The organism is Paranoxybacillus vitaminiphilus (assembly GCF_003259935.1).
Lineage (GTDB): Bacteria > Bacillota > Bacilli > Bacillales > Anoxybacillaceae > Paranoxybacillus > Paranoxybacillus vitaminiphilus.
Map to the genome: position 1 here is coordinate 1 of NZ_QLMH01000011.1, position 16,365 is coordinate 16,365.

Annotated in this window: 17 protein-coding genes and 1 pseudogene; 10 read left to right on the top strand and 8 right to left on the bottom strand. The window is 39.7% G+C overall.

The window, feature by feature from the left end; translation table 11 throughout:
* The first annotated feature begins 118 nt into the window (after positions 1-118).
* On the top strand, positions 119-319 hold the full coding sequence (locus tag B0I26_RS18640) for a class I SAM-dependent methyltransferase (RefSeq protein WP_245934779.1): 201 nt from the start codon (positions 119-121) through the stop codon (positions 317-319).
* A gap of 265 nt (positions 320-584) precedes the next feature.
* Here B0I26_RS18640 and B0I26_RS12290 read toward each other — a convergent pair whose 3' ends face one another.
* From B0I26_RS12290 to B0I26_RS12315, 6 genes are all read right to left on the bottom strand, one after another.
* A complete protein-coding gene (locus tag B0I26_RS12290) occupies positions 585-1,334 on the bottom strand; it encodes a hypothetical protein (RefSeq protein ID WP_146612808.1) in 750 nt (249 codons plus the stop codon).
* Positions 1,335-1,601: 267 nt separating this feature from the next.
* Positions 1,602-2,072 carry an Hsp20/alpha crystallin family protein gene (locus B0I26_RS12295; RefSeq protein ID WP_181502892.1) on the bottom strand — a complete coding sequence of 157 codons (471 nt, stop codon included), beginning with the start codon at positions 2,070-2,072 and terminating at the stop codon, positions 1,602-1,604.
* A 203-nt stretch (positions 2,073-2,275) separates the two neighbouring features.
* Positions 2,276-2,776 carry an Hsp20/alpha crystallin family protein gene (locus tag B0I26_RS12300; RefSeq protein WP_111645733.1) on the bottom strand — a complete coding sequence of 167 codons (501 nt, stop codon included), beginning with the start codon at positions 2,774-2,776 and terminating at the stop codon, positions 2,276-2,278.
* Between the two features lie 19 nt (positions 2,777-2,795).
* The gene (locus B0I26_RS12305; protein WP_111645734.1) at positions 2,796-3,038 is read right to left on the bottom strand and encodes a spore germination protein; all 243 of its coding nucleotides are present in this window, start codon (positions 3,036-3,038) and stop codon (positions 2,796-2,798) included.
* Between the two features lie 123 nt (positions 3,039-3,161).
* Entirely contained in the window at positions 3,162-3,404 is a 243-nt protein-coding gene (locus B0I26_RS12310; RefSeq protein WP_111645735.1) for a spore germination protein, read from the bottom strand.
* 107 nt (positions 3,405-3,511) lie between these two features.
* On the bottom strand, positions 3,512-4,627 hold the full coding sequence (locus B0I26_RS12315; protein ID WP_245934780.1) for an SDR family NAD(P)-dependent oxidoreductase: 1,116 nt from the start codon (positions 4,625-4,627) through the stop codon (positions 3,512-3,514).
* Between the two features lie 416 nt (positions 4,628-5,043).
* Between B0I26_RS12315 and B0I26_RS12320 the strand changes: the two genes are divergently transcribed.
* The 3 genes and pseudogenes from B0I26_RS12320 to B0I26_RS18930 all read left to right on the top strand — a co-directional run.
* Positions 5,044-6,102 (top strand): 2,3-butanediol dehydrogenase, encoded by a 1,059-nt coding sequence (locus tag B0I26_RS12320; protein WP_111645736.1) that lies wholly within the window; start codon positions 5,044-5,046, stop codon positions 6,100-6,102.
* 35 nt (positions 6,103-6,137) lie between these two features.
* Positions 6,138-6,518: an SdpI family protein gene (locus B0I26_RS18925; RefSeq protein WP_342767126.1), complete on the top strand. Its 381-nt coding sequence runs from the start codon at positions 6,138-6,140 to the stop codon at positions 6,516-6,518.
* Between the two features lie 33 nt (positions 6,519-6,551).
* Positions 6,552-6,596, top strand: a pseudogene (locus B0I26_RS18930) (hypothetical protein); the annotation flags it as partial.
* Between the two features lie 717 nt (positions 6,597-7,313).
* On the opposite strand, the gene B0I26_RS12330 reads toward B0I26_RS18930, so the two are convergent.
* Positions 7,314-8,438, bottom strand: a complete 1,125-nt coding sequence (locus tag B0I26_RS12330; RefSeq protein ID WP_111645737.1) for an NAD(P)/FAD-dependent oxidoreductase — start codon at positions 8,436-8,438, stop codon at positions 7,314-7,316.
* Positions 8,439-8,864: 426 nt separating this feature from the next.
* Here B0I26_RS12330 and B0I26_RS12335 point away from each other — a divergent pair, with 426 nt between their 5' ends.
* Positions 8,865-10,196 (top strand): metallophosphoesterase, encoded by a 1,332-nt coding sequence (locus tag B0I26_RS12335; protein WP_111645738.1) that lies wholly within the window; start codon positions 8,865-8,867, stop codon positions 10,194-10,196.
* 203 nt (positions 10,197-10,399) lie between these two features.
* On the opposite strand, the gene B0I26_RS12340 is transcribed toward B0I26_RS12335, so the two are convergent.
* Positions 10,400-10,732, bottom strand: a complete 333-nt coding sequence (locus B0I26_RS12340; RefSeq protein WP_111645739.1) for a thioredoxin family protein — start codon at positions 10,730-10,732, stop codon at positions 10,400-10,402.
* Between the two features lie 501 nt (positions 10,733-11,233).
* Between B0I26_RS12340 and B0I26_RS12345 the strand changes: the two genes are divergently transcribed.
* From B0I26_RS12345 to B0I26_RS12365, 5 genes are all read left to right on the top strand, one after another.
* Complete coding sequence (locus B0I26_RS12345) at positions 11,234-12,424, top strand: ABC transporter substrate-binding protein (protein WP_111645740.1); 1,191 nt, start codon at positions 11,234-11,236, stop codon at positions 12,422-12,424.
* Positions 12,425-12,755: 331 nt separating this feature from the next.
* Entirely contained in the window at positions 12,756-13,634 is an 879-nt protein-coding gene (locus tag B0I26_RS12350; RefSeq protein ID WP_111645741.1) for a branched-chain amino acid ABC transporter permease, read from the top strand.
* Positions 13,635-13,649: 15 nt separating this feature from the next.
* Entirely contained in the window at positions 13,650-14,621 is a 972-nt protein-coding gene (locus tag B0I26_RS12355) for a branched-chain amino acid ABC transporter permease (RefSeq protein WP_111645742.1), read from the top strand.
* On the top strand, positions 14,596-15,375 hold the full coding sequence (locus tag B0I26_RS12360; protein WP_111645743.1) for an ABC transporter ATP-binding protein: 780 nt from the start codon (positions 14,596-14,598) through the stop codon (positions 15,373-15,375). The genes B0I26_RS12355 and B0I26_RS12360 overlap by 26 nt, the downstream gene beginning before the upstream one ends.
* Positions 15,375-16,082: an ABC transporter ATP-binding protein gene (locus B0I26_RS12365; RefSeq protein WP_111645744.1), complete on the top strand. Its 708-nt coding sequence runs from the start codon at positions 15,375-15,377 to the stop codon at positions 16,080-16,082. The genes B0I26_RS12360 and B0I26_RS12365 overlap by 1 nt, the downstream gene beginning before the upstream one ends.
* Positions 16,083-16,365 lie beyond the last annotated feature (283 nt).

Genomic DNA, 16,365 nt, shown 5'->3' on the forward strand with positions numbered 1-16,365 from the left:
AACCGTAGGAACTACGGGGATAGCCTAATCAATTAGAGTTCGATAGAACTCTGTACTTAGGAATCCACTATGGCTTTAGCCTAGTGGTAGTTCAACTTTTCCAGATCATTCGTTTGATATGATTGTTGCCAGTTTGATCGTCAGCGTTGTACCAAATCCTGAGAAAGCGTTGTTAGAAATGGTGCGGGTAACGAAAAAAGGTGGACGCATTCTTATATTTGACAAATTTGTACCTAGACATAAAGAGCTTTCGATTGTAAAAAAAAATCATTCGTCCTTTCATCAAGTTATTGGGAACGGATATAGGCGTTTCATTTGAAAAAATGTATGAGAGCGTGAAACATGAATGTCATTTAGTGGAGGATACGGATGTGATGATGCAAGGGATCTATCGAAAAATCGTGCTGGAAAAAAGAGTTTGATAAAAAAGTGATGAGTGAAGACAGAATCTGTGGCGTTTCTGTCTTTTTTGTTTGTTTTCTTTATCAAATGAATAAAAGCTCGAAAGGGATTCATTTGGCAGGGGAGTATTGAGTTGTTTAGGTTAACCTCTCTATTTTTCTCAAAATTCCCCCAAAAGACTTTTAAGCGTCAAATTCCCCGCCATTTTGACCATTGGATGCTCCCTCGGAAAGAGTTTTTCCACATGGCGGCTTATTTTCACTAGTCATCTTTGCATAGTCTTCTTCTTGATAGGACGAATCGTGTGTTTGCTTTAGTTTTTCCATTTTTTCTTTCCATTCCTCGGCCAGCTCAGGAGGAATGATGCCTTTTTCATAAGTCGTTCCGATGTTTAAGCTGCCGCTTAAGTCTTTAATACCTAGTTGAGCAATATTGTTGTTCAGTTCATATTTATCAAGAAGTATTTTGTCAATATTGATTTCTTGAAAGATAACCGGCTGGCTTGTTGATTTTTCGTTCATGTTTTGTCGTTGCTTCATATGTCCGGTTTCTTCTCGCAATTCGTTAAGCTGGGAGCTGTGTGTCTTCATTTGTTTTTCCAGGTCAGAAAGGCTCGTTTCTAAATGGGAGAGACGTTTTTCTACATCTGTTAGGTGTCTATAATATGGCTCCAGCTTGCTGACAATGTGCTGTTCTATTTTTGCAAGTATTCGTTTTTCCCACTCCTCGAATGAAGGCTGTTTGCGACTGTAGGTTCGCTCAGGAATAGGATGATTTTTTTCCTTATTTAAGTGTTCTTTTAAAACGGAGAGGGGGCCAAGCTGCTTTTCGAGGTTGGCTAACCGCTTAATCTGAACTTCAAACGTGTTAAGCTTTTTTAATTGTTTTTCTAGAAATTCGATTTTTTGCTTGATTATATCTAAATCCTTCATGATGAGCATTTTTGTTAAAGATCTTTTTTATAGGCATATCATTCCCCACACTTTTTTTATTTTTGCCACATAAATGAAGAAGGAGTAAGCATAGTAATCAAGATGAACTGATAAGTACACACAGCAATATTTCCATGGCTAACGCACTCCAAGTAGGGAAGCATGCAATAAACAAAAAACAAGAATTTGAAGAGCAAAGTGTAGATGGAGTATGCCTTCTTGCTTCGGAATGATTTTTTTGGTAAGCAGAGCGAAAAAAGCGAGATATTATTCAATTACGATGCGTTCTGCATGACTATATTTTCTCATATAAGATAAAATGAGCAGTCCGTTATCAAATCTTGCTGTAATATTTTTACCTTCTGTCGGTTCTGGAAGTTCAATGGTTCTTTGAAATTCTCCATATATCCGTTCATTTTGGATAGTGAAAACAGGAATTATTGGTGATTTACCGTTTCCTTTTACGACTAACTGATTACCGGATACGAATAGTTGAATATCATCTTTGCGGAATCCGGGTAATTCAATCAAAATGATTACTTGCGAATCTGTTAAATAAATATCCGTTCGCGGAAAATGGGGGACAGTTTTGCATTCCTGTTTTTCTGTTTCCCTCTCTTCGTCCATTTCCTGCATAAACTTTGTGGAGGAATCTTGATCAAATACATTATTCCAAAAATAACCTGAATGGTATTTCTGTGCAATTTCCATCCATTGCTTTAATTTTTCAAAATCCAAGGCGCACTCCTCCTTCATTTGTCTCATAAAAAACGGGAACTTCCATATATTTTGTGAAAAAGAGGAAGGTATATTGGCTGGTGCCTATGTAAATATTCATATTTTTCGATTGAAGATTCATTCCTTTAAAAATGCTTCAGCTGTAAATATAGTCCAGAGCTTGTTGGCTGAGTGGCGTAATTTTGACAAAAGACAAGACGTCCTCAATCAATATTAGGGACGTCTATTTCTGTGTACTGAAAATCGATTCGCTTCGGAATTTTTATTTGCAAAATGCCGTCTTTATAGTTCGTAGAAGCTCCTTTCTTTTTCACGATGGATGGCAGGGAAATGACATGGCGATCTTCAGGGGAAGGAATGCCTTCAATGATCGCTTGATTCGATGTATGAAAAATTTTCAGTTGGGATAATTGGGAGGAATCTTTAACCGGTATTTTTAAATAGATATCGTCATGGGATTCGAATATATTTACATCGAGTGTGGGAGCAACGATGGAGTGATCAGACGTGTGAGAGCTTGTGGGTTCGCCGTTTCTGAACAGTTTTTTTAAGATTTCTGCATGATGTCCATACATTTGCATGGAATTCGTAATCGATTTGGAAATAGAATCTTGGACATATTTTTCAATTTCCGTGGAATGTGATTGTTGCAGCCATTTTTGAATTCCATCTTTAAAAGGAAAGAGTGATTGGAAAGGAAACATTCATTAACCTCCTTTGTGGTTAAAATTGATTGGCTACAGGTAATGATGGGTTCAGAATTTGATCTTGATCGCTTACATCGGTATCAAAATATCCGCTGGCCATCCATGAGCTAGTAGGTGAAAAATCCCCTAACGAGATATTAGTACCTATATTTTTCGAGTTAGCCGTATGGCTGTTATGAACGGTACCGCCTATATCGATATTTCCATTTTGTGTAACTCCATTTGTTTTCATGTTAAAAATGTTGATAACAAAAGGCATACTTACTCCTCCTTCCTTTTTTATAAGCATTTTCCTTTATGAAACTTTCCTCTAAGATAAAAATTCAACACTGTATGATTTAGGGGCATGAATCTGTTTTATACCTTTTTTAACCGTTCCTGTTTAATCCTGGATTGCATTTACATTAGCAGGATTGGCGATATCACCCAGATCATTGACATCAGGATCGATAAATACATTTTCCATTCCCGCAGTTGTAGGAGAGAGATCTCCATATGAGGAATTCTGTCCTTGTAATTTGCTGTTGGCTGTAGGGGCATTATTAAGCGTTTCTCCAATATTAACCGAGCCATTGTTAGATATATTGTTAATTTTAATCAAATAAATGTTGATCATAGAGGGCATAATAAAGTTCCTCCTAGCGTCCTGTTATTTGGTAATATATGCGATTGCCTGCTTATTTGTGAATCCAATGCCTAGACTCTTCATATTATTTGGGGGTACAGCTTTTTTTACGATTTCATTTGTTTTAATGTTTCTTTGATTCCTATCTTATAGGGTGTTCGCGGAATGGGGCCTATTAATCTTTCATACTTGCTGCCGTCTAATATGACGGGCTTTTCGTTTAAATACATCATTTCTGCATATTCTCTCATAAAAGGGTCAAACAAGCCAACCAGCTGGATCATCCATTTATAGATCGGCTTTATGCGGATTTCTTTTTTTAAATATTCTCCAGCGATCTTGGCAATTTCCTGTCCAGAAATTGTGCCGGCTCCAGGAATGTTCCATGTCTGTCCAAAGGAGTCTTCTCTTAGCGACAGCTCTACTAATGCTTCGGCTCCATCTTTTATGTAGATAAATTCTCTTTGAATGGATGTATCTCCCACATAGAAAACCGTGTTCTTTTTTAGCATCTGTTGAAAAGTAAAGTGGAGCAGCGTATTTCCAGCGTTTGGACCGTAAAAGTCGGGAAAGTGTGCAACTAAGTACTGGACTCCAGACTGCTCGATTTGTTCCAATAGTTTGAAGCGCAGTTTTCCTTTTTTTGTGTGTGGATTCTTTCGTGCAGATTCAGTGGTTTTGTGTTCCTGTATTCCATAGGAGTAGATATTGTCCACATAGATGAAGGGTTTATTTTCAATCCGGCATGATTCTAGAATATTCGAGAGAATGATTTTAAGGTTAGGCTCCCAATGCTGATAAGGTATGTTTATAGAATGGAAGATAAGGTCAGCTTTCCTGACGGCTTCTTTGACATCTTCCTGTTTCATTGCATCGCCGACCATTGGGATGGCTAAAGCTCCCCAGTTTTTTTGTTTTTCTAATAGGACGTGCTCTGAACGCGCGAAAGCAATTACGGAAATTCCTCGTTTCACAAGAGCTTCCACAAGGGCGTTTCCCATTCCGCCTGTTGCTCCGAATACAATAGCTGTTTTCATTGTCCCACTCCTGTCTTTTTTGTTAGAAGGTGATTTAGGGGCAGATGCTGTTATACTTCGAAGAGGTATGCTCATTAAGCCTCCTAAGGGAAGAAGCCTAGCAATGAATATGCTATATCCCATCTGTTTGCCTTCCGCTTTTATTTTACACGCCATTAGCAAATGATTCCATTCCTTTTTAAGCACTTTGTAAACTTTTTGACAACAAATTTCGATATTTTTGTTTGTTGTTCAGTAACGTTTGAAAAAGTGAAGTTTTTCATTATTCTGAGAGAAGTGTATGAATGATGAACAAAAAGTTTTCTTTCATGTTTGCAGTTTAGTTTTTACCTAAACTTTCGGTTTGTAAAAAGCCAGAGTTGACACCGTTCAGGTTCTTTTTATACGCATAGCAAGCTACGAAGTCAGAAGCAGTAGAAGTAGCAGCTATGATGATGAATAAAGCATTTTGGAAATTAAATGGTATGTAGCTGGCTCAATTTTTTATATAGAGCATAAAACGTTTACAAAATGTTCAAATTTCGTGTAAAAATGATGCAGGAATTTTACAAAAAATTGTAGAAACATGTCGATGACACTAAAAAATAGAAGGAGTGTTTGATATGAGAGCAGCAAGATGGTATAACGCAAGAGATATTCGAGTAGAGGAGATTCCGGAACCGAAAGCGGCAAAGGGACAAGTGAAAATTAAAGTTGCGTACTGTGGGATTTGCGGTTCCGATTTGCACGAATATTTGGCAGGCCCGATTTTTGTTCCTGTAAGTGAACCGCATCCGCTTTCAAAAGATAAAGCACCGATTGTGATGGGACATGAATATGCAGGGGAAGTAGTAGAAGTCGGTGAAGGGGTGACAAACGTAAAAGTAGGGGACCGCGTGTGCGTAGAACCGATTTACAGCTGCGGTGAGTGTGCGTCTTGTAAAAAAGGGCATTACAATGTTTGTGAAAAATTAGGGTTTGTTGGTTTGTCTGGCGGTTATGGAGGATTTGCGGAATACAGCGTTGTTCCTTCCAGCATGGTGCATAAAATTCCTGAACAAATGTCTTGGGAGCAAGCAGCGCTGGTAGAGCCTACAGCGGTTGCTGTTCATGCCGTTCGTCAAAGCGATTTAAAACTTGGAGATACGGTTGCGGTATTTGGAACAGGACCTATCGGCTTGCTTGTGATTCAGGCAGCAAGAGCGGCGGGGGCAAGTAAAATTATCGCAGCGGAAATTTCACCTGAACGTCAGGAGTTTGCCAAAAAAGTGGGAGCGGATGTTGTCATCAATCCGTTAGAAAAAGACGTTGTGAACGAAATCAAATCTCATACAGATGGGTTAGGGGTAGATGTAACATTTGAAGTTGCTGGAATTGATGCAGCGTTAAACGCAGCGATTCAATCTACAAAAATGGAAGGAAATGTGGTAAATATCAGCATTTGGGAAAAGGCGGCAACTATTCCGTTGAACAATCTTATTTTGACAGAAAGGAAAATGACAAGCATTATTGCGTATCGTAACATTTTCCCGCAAGTCATTCAACTAATTGCGAACGGCCAAATCAAAGCATTGGATTTAGTCACCAAATATATCAGCTTAGATGAAATCGTATCAGAAGGTTTTGAGGCGTTAACGAAGAACAAAAATCAAATTAAAATTTTGGTCAATCCATCCAAATAAAGCAAAAAAGCGAGACTATTCTTCTTTTTAGTTATTTGTTAAGTTTGATTGCCATCCCCTATTTACCGGATGAAGCGGCCGTTCATTGGAACACGGTTGGTGAAGCGGACAGATACAGCAGCAAATGGTTTGGGGCGTTTAGTCTTCCTTTCATCATGACTTGGATCGTGTTGTTAATGGCTCTTTTACCAAAAATAGATCCGAAAAAAGCAAACTATGAAAAATTTAAAGGGAGTTATAATCTTTTAATCAACGCGTTTATCGCATTTCATATCATTACATTAGCCTATAACTTAGGGTTTCCTGTAGATGTGGATCGATTTGTGCCAATCGGTATTGGTGTTTTATTGATTGTATTAGGAAACTACATGCCAAAATTCAAACATAACTACTTCGTTGGGATTCGAACACTTTGAACGTTAGCGAATGAAACGGTTTGGAATAAGACGCATCGTATAGGCGGAAAAGTGTTTGTGTTCATGGGCTTAGCTTAGCATTGGTGCTGACGGTATGTATTGAAGGGATACGGAGTTTTATCTTGCTTTTAGCCATTATGTTAAGCAGCGTTGTATATTTATTTGTTAAATCCTACCTGTATTTCCGGGAAGAACAACGGGAAGTTTAACGCGTAGTGATAGAGGATAGGGGATAAGTGCCTGTGCCACCCGAATCTTGTCCAAGGTTGATCGTATTGAAGCGAAGGAGAGTTGCACTGTAATGACAGTCACCTCTCTTTCTTTATGGCAGCATACAACCTTTTACTCTTATAAGAATGAATTTGAAATTTCTGTTTTTCGTTTTTTCCTCGGAGTGCGTATTTGTCATCGCCTGAATGTTGCTGAAAAAAATCCGAGGCAATGTTGTCCTCGGATTTTGATTGTTGGATAAGTTGTTACATTTTCGGTGCGCGGTGTTGGCCTTTGTTGTCGCTCATTCTTTTTTTCAGTGTTCCCAAAAGCGTTTTAATAAAATAGAAATCCCCATTTTTATCTTTATGAATAACATTCGAAGTTCATGTAAATTGGTATGAAATAAAATCATGATTGAAGTTATATATAACTGATGAATTGTTTCGGCATGGCAAAAAGCCTTCAATGTACAAAATGGTATTGGAGTACACCACACGGTCAGCTTTTTCGTTTTCTGACAAGTCTCCCCATGTAAGTAAGAGAGGCTCATCCGGGTACAATTCCGTATGAAATGCTGTTCGTTTATTCCATTTTCTTAATGGCTCCAGCGACATCATAGTCATGAGGGTCTAATTCTGTTGGTTTTCCGAGCACAAGCTTCGCCAGTTCAGAACCTAAGTAAGGGCCTGCTGTCAGTCCGGATGCGCCTAATCCGTTGGCGACATAGATGCCTTTAAAACCTGGAAGAGCTCCAAAGACCGGAAGAAACCCAGGAGTGTATGGACGAAAGCCGACTCTTGTTTCGAGATGGGTACAATGGGCCAACCCTGGGGCTACGGTTAACGCTTTGTCTAAAACTTCGTACAGTCCACCAGCCGTTACTCTGTAGTCGATGCCAACATCATCTTCATGTGTTGCTCCGACAACGATACGGCCATCTTTAAAGGCAAGGAGATATTGATTGTTTGGCGGCATGACAACGGGCCAGTTGTCTGTATCTTCTTCTGGTCTTTCAAGGTGAACGATTTGTGCTCTTTGCGGCACCACTAAAAATTCAACACCTAACGGTAGAAGCAGCTCTTTTGACCACGCACCAGCCGTTGCAATGACGGCATCTCCGACATATTGTTTTCCTTCTGCTTCGACACCTATTACTCGAGAACCTTCATGGATGAGTTTTGCGTTTCCTCTGATATAAGTAGCCCCAAGCTTTTGTGCTGCCTTAATCAACGAGTCGCGAAGGGCTCTTCCGTTTACGCGGGCGGCGCCGCTGACGTGAATGGAGCGATATTCCTCTGCCAATGGCGGAAATAGTGCTTTTGTTTCCTCCGGAGACAGCCGCGTAATTTCGCCCATTTCTGGTGCATCTTCACGACGTTGTAATACTCTTTCCTCGATCTTTTGAAGCTTCTCTTTATCTGTATGGAGACAGATGGCTCCTATACGCTCATATCCCGTTTCGGTCTCTCCATAAGATTTAAGTTCTTCTATTAAAGCAGGATAAAATCTCGCTCCGCCTTTCGCTAAGCGATACCAAATTTTATTGCGGCGCTGGGAAACCCAGGGACAAACAATCCCAGCTGCAGCATCCGTTGCTTGGCCTTTGTCACCTCTATCTACTAATGTTACTTTTGCTCCCTCTTTTGCCAAGTGATAAGCGGTAGACGCTCCTAAAATTCCGCCGCCAACGACGATGTATGATTTCATGCAAAACACCTTTTCTGTTTTTCTTTTTATATCATTAGAATAGCATATGTTTAAAAATTTCCGAACAGAAGAATGTAAAACGTGTTTCTTACTCTAAAGAGTAGGGGCAATGGATGTGACGAAAACGTAAAATCGTCTTGTGAATCCGTTTCATCTCAATTCCCTCCATGCAAATAGTGTGGAAGGTTTTGAAATGGACATAGAAGCTTGTCAACCGATTTACGAAAAGAAATATTCATTCGATTAGATATTCGAAAATTACGTAAAATAAATGAACAGGATTTTAGCAAGAGAAGGTACTGAGATTAAGGAGATTTGATAAGTGACACTGGTCTATTTCCTTGTTTGGAAGGAAAATGACAAATTTTAAAAATCAAATACAATCGTTACGATTATGGAGAATCTAGCAAACGGGAGGATTATATTATGGGAAGGAGATTACTGGAAAAACTGAAACGATTCTGGTTAGCTCTCATTGTCATTCGTTTTGTTGCAGGTGATTTGTCGTGGAATGTACAAGCTGAGGAAAAGAACAGCAAAAGTGGACAAGAAAGGGAACCTGAACTTGTGTTTCCTGTTATTAGTGATGTACATATCAAAAAAAGCGGGACAATCGATATGCAGAAGTTTCAGGTTGCGCTGGAGCAGTTAAATGAGCAAGCACCAAAACAAGATGCTGTTGTGGTGGTTGGCGATTTAACGGACAACGGGTTACAGGAAGAATATGACCGTTTCTTTTCTCTTTATAATGTGAAAAAACACCCCAAAGCTGTTTCCTTAATAACCATCGGAAATCATGATTACCGGAATGGACTATCTGAAGCAGGCGCTCAAAAAAGGTTTCTAACTGAAACCGGAATGGAATCCATTTATAATCATAAGGTCATCAAAGGTTACCATTTCATCATCCTCGGTACAGAGAGCAGATTAACAGAAGGATATTATTCCAAAGAACAAATTCAATGGCTTGGTAAGCAGTTAGAACAAGCTGAGAAGGATGACCCGAAAAAACCGATATTTGTTTTTCAACATCACCCAATCAAACATACCGTGTTTGGCAGTGAGTGGAGTACTGAAATGAACAGAGAACTTCTTTACAATACGTTAAAAGAATATCCACAAGTGATTCATTTTTCCGGCCATACACATTACCCGTTAGATGATCCGAGAACAATCCATCAAAAAGATTTTACGTCAGTTGGAACTTCCTCTGTAAGTTATATATGGACAGGAGCTGGCTATCTCCAAGGAGAACTGCCTCCAGGCCACCAAAACATCAGCCAGGGCCTCATTGTCGAAGTTTATAAAAACAAAGTTGTTATCAAGCGCCGTGATTTCCACAAAAATGATTGGACAGGCGAACCGTGGGAGATCCAATTACCAGTAAAGGTTAATCAATTTGATTATACAGAAACAAGAGATCCAATCAAACCTTCTTTTCCGAAGGATGCCAGTATTTCAGCAGCAGAGGAAAAGATAACAGCAAGCAGCTTGGAAATAACGTTTACGCAAGCGGTTGACAATTTACTGCTGCATTCTTATAAAGTGAACGCGAAGGAAAAAGAAACGGGTGAAACGGCGAAAGAATATAAGGCTTTCTCAGAATTTTATCATGATCCCGTACCAAATCTGTTAACACTGCCGGTTCAAGGTTTAAAACCTAGAACAACATATGTAATCGAAGTTACAGCACTGGATGCATTTGGAAACGAAAGTGAAAACAGTTTGATCATGGAAGCCAAAACAAAGGCGGAATAATAAAATCATTTTACGCAAAAAGGGCTGGTGTGAGCAAGCATCAGCTCTTTTTGTGTTATTGGGCGCTAACTGAACTTTTGAATCTCCTTACAGCCACTCTTAAAATAAAACGGGTACAACAGGGGAATTTCATAAAGAAATCCCCCCTAGCTTGGGAGATAATTTTATTTTTTTATCACTTTTCCAAAAATAGTTCCTATCAGTTACTCCGCTAAAAAATAAATTTTCTCCACTTTCTCCTTAAACTGCTCAATGTGTACAAACCTTGCTTCCCGTAAAACTTCTTTTCCATCGACATATAAAATCAAAACAGGTGCAGTAAATATGGAGAGGTGACCTGCTATGTTCGGGACATCATCGACGCTGACAAAGGCCATTTGAATCTTTGGAAATTCAGCCATGACTTCTTCTACTTTTGGCAGCAAAGCATGACAAACACTGCAATTTGTTTTCGATATGTATAAAAATGCTAAATGATGATTGTGTACAAAATGCTCGATTTCTTCTATGGAGAATAGTTCATTCTTTGCGCTCAAAGTTTGTTTCGTCTCCTTTCACATCAAAAATTTTTTTTATTATACCATAGCCACCACGCTGTCAAAACTTTTGTGCTTAATATTACAGTGAAAATAAATTCTCTTTATGAAACGGTGACAACAGGAATTGTCCGCCAACTCGAGACGCCAATTGGATATGATTGTTGCAGGTTTCATTGTTGTGCCGAATTCCAAAGATAAATAATAACTTTTGTTTCTATATGTCTGAATATTCAGATGTAATAATGTAAACGGCAGAAGAGGAGAGTGGGAGATGGAACTGCAGACGCAACTAACTAATTGGAAATACAAGATTAAAGAAGAAAGGAAACACCTAGACGAAAAGAAAAAATTTTTGTAATATTATATTGATTGAAAATAATTTTATTATTTTGTTATTTGTAAAAATTTATAGAAAGGGTGTGTATAAGTGTAAAAGTGTATGAGATAATTGTAGTTATTCAACGATTTTTCAAAAAATTTTTATTATGGGGGTAAATTATGAAGAAGAAAAAATTAGCTGGCGTTTTCTTGTCACTTATGCTCACTGCCGGTATGCTGGCAGGATGTGGATCTAAAAATACTGGAACTAGTTCATCAGGCAATAATGGCGGGGATGGCGATACGATAAAAATCGGTGCTAACCTTGAATTGTCTGGTGGAGTAGCTTCATATGGACAATCCATTGCTGAAGGTCTCGAACTTGCGATCGAGGAAATTAATAAAGAAGGTATTAATGGAAAAAAACTTGAACTTGTAAAAGTAGATAATAAATCTGAGGCAGCAGAAGCTACTAACGGGGCAATTAAACTGATTAGCCAGGATAAAGTTGTAGCGATTATTGGAGCAGCAACAAGTACAAATACGCTTGCTCAAGTCCAAGTTACACAGGATAACAAAATTCCGTTAATTACACCGACCGGCACGAATCCTACTATTACAAATAAAGACGGTAAAGTAAACGAGTTTGTATTCCGTACATGCTTCATCGATCCTTTCCAAGGTACGGTAGCAGCTAAATTTGCAACTAATGACTTGAAAGTCAAAAATGCAGCTGTGCTCATTGACAGTTCTAGTGATTATTCAAAAGGACTTGCTTCTTCTTTTAAGAAAGCGTTTGAAGAAAACGGCGGAAAGATTGTAGCGGAAGAAGCATATGTTGCTAAAGACACTGATTTCCGTGCGACTCTTACACGGATTAAATCGGCTAATCCGGAATTTATCTTCTTGCCTGGTTATTATGAAGAAGTAGGTCTTATTGTGAAACAAGCACGTGAACTTGGCATTAAAGTTCCGATTATGGGCGGTGACGGCTGGGATTCTCCGACGCTTGTTGAAATTGCCGGAAAAGAAGCGCTAAACAATACATTTATTACAAATCACTATTCTTCTAATGATCCGGATTCCAAAATTCAGGATTTCGTAAAAGCTTTCAAGGCAAAATACAACAACAAGTCTCCAGATGCGTTTAACGCGCTTGGATATGATACGGCATATTTTCTTGCTGATGCCATTAAACGCGCAGGAGATGCAGATCCGGTGAAAATTAAAGACGCCCTTGCAAAAACGAAAGACCTTTCTCTTGTATCAGGAACATTGACTCTTGATGAGAATCATGACCCAATTAAATCTGCAACGATTCTTGAATATAAAGATGGTGTGCAACAGTTTAAAACAAAAGTGAATCCATAATACCATCATATGGTATGCGTCGAATAGGGGGCATGTCCCCCTTTCGGATTTTTAACCAACTCCTGGAAAAATTCTCCTACTTCAAAGACATGCAAAGTGTTGCTTTAAGTGGGAGATGAATTTTGGATTGTGAAAGCGAACGTACGTGCTGTAACGATGGTAGAACGATCGTTTTCGGAACGAGGGTAAGTGCAAAGGGGTTCTTGTATGTTGCTTATCGTTCGGCTATAGCATACAAGCCGCATGTAACCCCGCTTTAAACGAAGGTAAGCGGAGGGTAGTTTACTAGCTTTGATCCTTCATAATGAAATATCCCAAGGAGAGTGCAAATATGGAACTTATTCAGCAGCTCGTTAACGGAATATCTCTTGGCAGCATATATGCGCTAATTGCTCTCGGATATACGATGGTGTACGGAATTGTTAGGCTTATTAATTTTGCCCATGGCGATGTGTTTATGGTAGGTGCGTTTGTGGGATTTTATGCGGTTACAAGTTTAGACCTAGGATTTTTCCCAGCGCTTTTATTAGCCATGATTGCATGCGCTTTATTGGGTGTATTCATTGAGCGGATTGCTTATAAACCTTTGCGAAACGCCACAAGAATTGCCGCTCTTATTACCGCAATCGGGGTTTCGCTTTTGATTGAATACGGAACGATATATGTACGGGGTGCTCAGCCGGAAGCATATCCTAGTACATTACTCCCTGCGAAAAGCATTGAAATATTTGGCGTGACCATCAGCAGTCAGGCATTATTGATTCTTTGTACTTCGATTGTATTGATGATTTTGCTTCAGTTAATCGTTCATAAAACGAAAATAGGGAAAGCGATGCGTGCCGTTTCTTATGATGCAGAAGCCGCCCGATTAATGGGGATTAATGTGGATAATACAATCTCGGCAACTTTTGCAATCGGATCTGCCTTAGCAGGTGCTGCGGGTGTCATCTTTGGTGTTTACTATATTAAAATTGAACCGCTTATGGGCATTATTCCAGGGCTAAAAGCCTTCATAGCCGCAGTGTTAGGCGGTATCGGCATTATTCCGGGGGCTATGGTCGGCGGTCTTGTCCTTGGTGTGATTGAATCACTTGTAAGCGGTCTTGGATATTCTCTCTGGCGTGATGGAGTCGCTTTTATCGTTCTTATACTTATTCTTATTTTCCGACCATCAGGCCTATTCGGTAAAAACGTAAAAGAAAAAGTATAAGGAGGGTAGAAGAGCATGACAGCCTTTAAGCGAATCAATGGGTTTTGGCTCTCAATAGTGTTAGCGCTTGTGTTTTTTGCCGTGGTTCAGCTGTTAATATCAGGAGGAATGCTAAATTCGTTTTATATTAATACTTTGTTTTTTATGGCTATTAATATCATTCTAGCAGTAAGCCTTCATCTCATTATCGGGATTACAGGACAATTTTCAATAGGGCATGCCGGATTTCTTGCCGTGGGAGCCTACGCGTCTGCCATTATGACAATGAAGCTGCAAATGCCGTTTGCACTTGCTTTATTGGTCGGCGGTGTTGCTGCTGCTGTAGCGGGGCTTTTAATCGGTATTCCTACCCTCCGTCTAAAAGGGGATTATTTGGCGATCGCTACGCTTGGTTTTGGGGAAATCGTACGAATCATCCTGTTAAACGTGGAATATGTTGGTGGTGCCAGCGGTATGACAGTAACCCACCTTACAACTTGGCCGTGGGTATTTTTCTGTCTGCTTATGACCATTATTGTCATTGCCAACTTTACAAACTCCACTCACGGCCGTGCCTGCATTTCGATTCGTGAGGATGAAATCGCCGCAGATTCAATGGGAATTAATACAACGTACTATAAAGTAACCGCGTTTGTGATTGGTTCTTTTTTTGCCGGTATTGCCGGAGGTCTTTATGCCCATAACTTTTATATTATTCAGCCGACGAATTTTGGCTTTTTGAAATCATTTGATATTTTGATTTTTGTTGTACTTGGCGGATTAGGCAGCATGTCTGGCGCGGTGATAGCGGCGATTTTGCTGACCGTTGTTTCTACGTTCCTTCAGGATTATCCGGAGACTCGAATGATTATATATAGTATCGTGCTTATATTGGTCATGTTGTATCGCCCAAAAGGGTTGCTAGGTACTCAAGAATTGACTTCATTCTTCAGGTTACGTAGAGCGGTAGGAGGAAAGCAGAATGACAACAAACACACCGTTGCTTAAGGCCGATAATGTTGGAATTCATTTTGGCGGTTTGAAAGCATTGTCTGGCGTAAATATCGAATTAAATGCGGGAGAATTGGTTGGGCTCATTGGACCGAACGGTGCAGGTAAAACGACTTTCTTTAACCTGCTGACAGGTGTATATGAACCGACAGAAGGAAGCATTGTGCTTGGGAATGACAAGTTAAACGGCTTGGCACCTTACCAAATTACAAGAAAAGGGATTAGCCGGACATTTCAAAACATCCGCTTGTTCGGTGAACTTTCTGTACTTGATAATGTCAAGGTTGCATACCATTCTCTTGCCCGTCATTCCATTTTTAGCTCGATTTTTCGCCTGCCTTCTCATTTTTCCGGCGAGAAAGAAATCGAAGAAAAGGCAATCGAATTTTTAAAGATTTTCAAGCTGGAAAGTTTTATGTATGAAAAAGCAAAAAATTTACCATACGGACAACAACGCCGGCTGGAGATTGCCAGAGCTCTTGCGGCGCATCCAAAATTGCTGCTGCTTGATGAGCCTGCAGCAGGAATGAATCCGCAGGAAACACAGGAATTGATGAATTTGATCGCTTTTATAAGAGAAAGGTTCCATTTAACGATTTTACTTATTGAGCATGATATGCCTCTTGTGATGGGAGTATGCGAACGTATTTACGTGCTTGATCACGGACAGCTCATTGCGCATGGTACACCTGAAGAGATCAGGAATAATCCTAAAGTGATTGAAGCATATCTCGGAGAGGAGATTTCATAATGCTAAAAGTAGAAAGTATCGATGTATTTTACGGGAATATTCAAGCATTAAAAGGGGTTTCCCTTGAGGTACAAAAAGGAGAAATTGTCACATTAATTGGAGCAAACGGCGCTGGCAAGAGTACGCTGCTAAAGACGATTTCCGGATTGTTAAAACCGAAACATGGAGACATTTTGTATGAAGGACAATCCATTGCAGGCAAAGCAGCGCAGATGATTGTAAAACAAGGAATTTCCCATGTTCCGGAAGGGCGTCGTATTTTCGCTAATATGACGGTAGAAGAAAACTTAGAATTAGGTGCTTTTTTAAGAAAGGATAAAGATGGAATTCGTCAGGATTTTGAGAAGGTGTACCATCTGTTTCCTCGACTTCATGAGCGTAGAAAGCAGCTTGCTGGAACGTTGTCAGGGGGAGAGCAGCAAATGCTGGCCATGGGCCGCGCCTTAATGGCACGCCCGCGTCTTCTTTTGTTAGACGAGCCATCGATGGGACTAGCCCCTTTGCTTGTTAAAACGATTTTCCGGATCATTGAAGAGATTAATTCATTTGGAACGACTATATTGCTGGTCGAACAAAATGCGAAGATGGCACTTTCTGTGGCTCATCGTGCCTATGTCATTGAATCTGGCCGGGTTGTCTTGTCTGGTTCAGCGGAAGAGTTAACCGCTAGTGAACAAGTAAAGAAAGCGTATCTTGGAGGGCACTGATAAAAAGAGCTGAAAATTAGCTCGATCACCTGTGCACAAGCGGCAAGGAAAGCTGTCAAAGCTATTTCGGTTAGTCGGAAGGAATCAGAGTTAAACCAGTTTTCTCATTTATTCGTGAGTTTGTTATCGAATCATAGTCTCTCTATGCTCATTATTCAACTTGCCGGAAGCATGGTTGGCGAAAAAAATCTTGTCACTTCTCAAGTCACGACAGAAGCTATTTGTGCTTCTGTTTTTTAATTTTTTGTTATATGGATTGACAGGTTTTTTATATTTTTTACCT

Bases quoted from the DNA above. Each gene is read 5' to 3' on its own strand.
- B0I26_RS12365 (WP_111645744.1), top strand. From the start codon at position 15,375: ATGCTAAAAGTAGAAAGTATCGATGTATTTTACGGGAATATTCAAGCA.
- B0I26_RS12355 (WP_111645742.1), top strand. From the start codon at position 13,650: ATGACAGCCTTTAAGCGAATCAATGGGTTTTGGCTCTCAATAGTGTTA.
- B0I26_RS12310 (WP_111645735.1), bottom strand. From the start codon at position 3,404: ATGCCCTCTATGATCAACATTTATTTGATTAAAATTAACAATATATCT.
- B0I26_RS12330 (WP_111645737.1), bottom strand. From the start codon at position 8,438: ATGAAATCATACATCGTCGTTGGCGGCGGAATTTTAGGAGCGTCTACC.
- B0I26_RS12320 (WP_111645736.1), top strand. From the start codon at position 5,044: ATGAGAGCAGCAAGATGGTATAACGCAAGAGATATTCGAGTAGAGGAG.
- B0I26_RS12305 (WP_111645734.1), bottom strand. From the start codon at position 3,038: ATGCCTTTTGTTATCAACATTTTTAACATGAAAACAAATGGAGTTACA.
- B0I26_RS12345 (WP_111645740.1), top strand. From the start codon at position 11,234: ATGAAGAAGAAAAAATTAGCTGGCGTTTTCTTGTCACTTATGCTCACT.
- B0I26_RS12350 (WP_111645741.1), top strand. From the start codon at position 12,756: ATGGAACTTATTCAGCAGCTCGTTAACGGAATATCTCTTGGCAGCATA.
- B0I26_RS12360 (WP_111645743.1), top strand. From the start codon at position 14,596: ATGACAACAAACACACCGTTGCTTAAGGCCGATAATGTTGGAATTCAT.
- B0I26_RS12300 (WP_111645733.1), bottom strand. From the start codon at position 2,776: ATGTTTCCTTTCCAATCACTCTTTCCTTTTAAAGATGGAATTCAAAAA.
- B0I26_RS12335 (WP_111645738.1), top strand. From the start codon at position 8,865: ATGGGAAGGAGATTACTGGAAAAACTGAAACGATTCTGGTTAGCTCTC.
- B0I26_RS12290 (WP_146612808.1), bottom strand. From the start codon at position 1,334: ATGAAGGATTTAGATATAATCAAGCAAAAAATCGAATTTCTAGAAAAA.
- B0I26_RS18640 (WP_245934779.1), top strand. From the start codon at position 119: ATGATTGTTGCCAGTTTGATCGTCAGCGTTGTACCAAATCCTGAGAAA.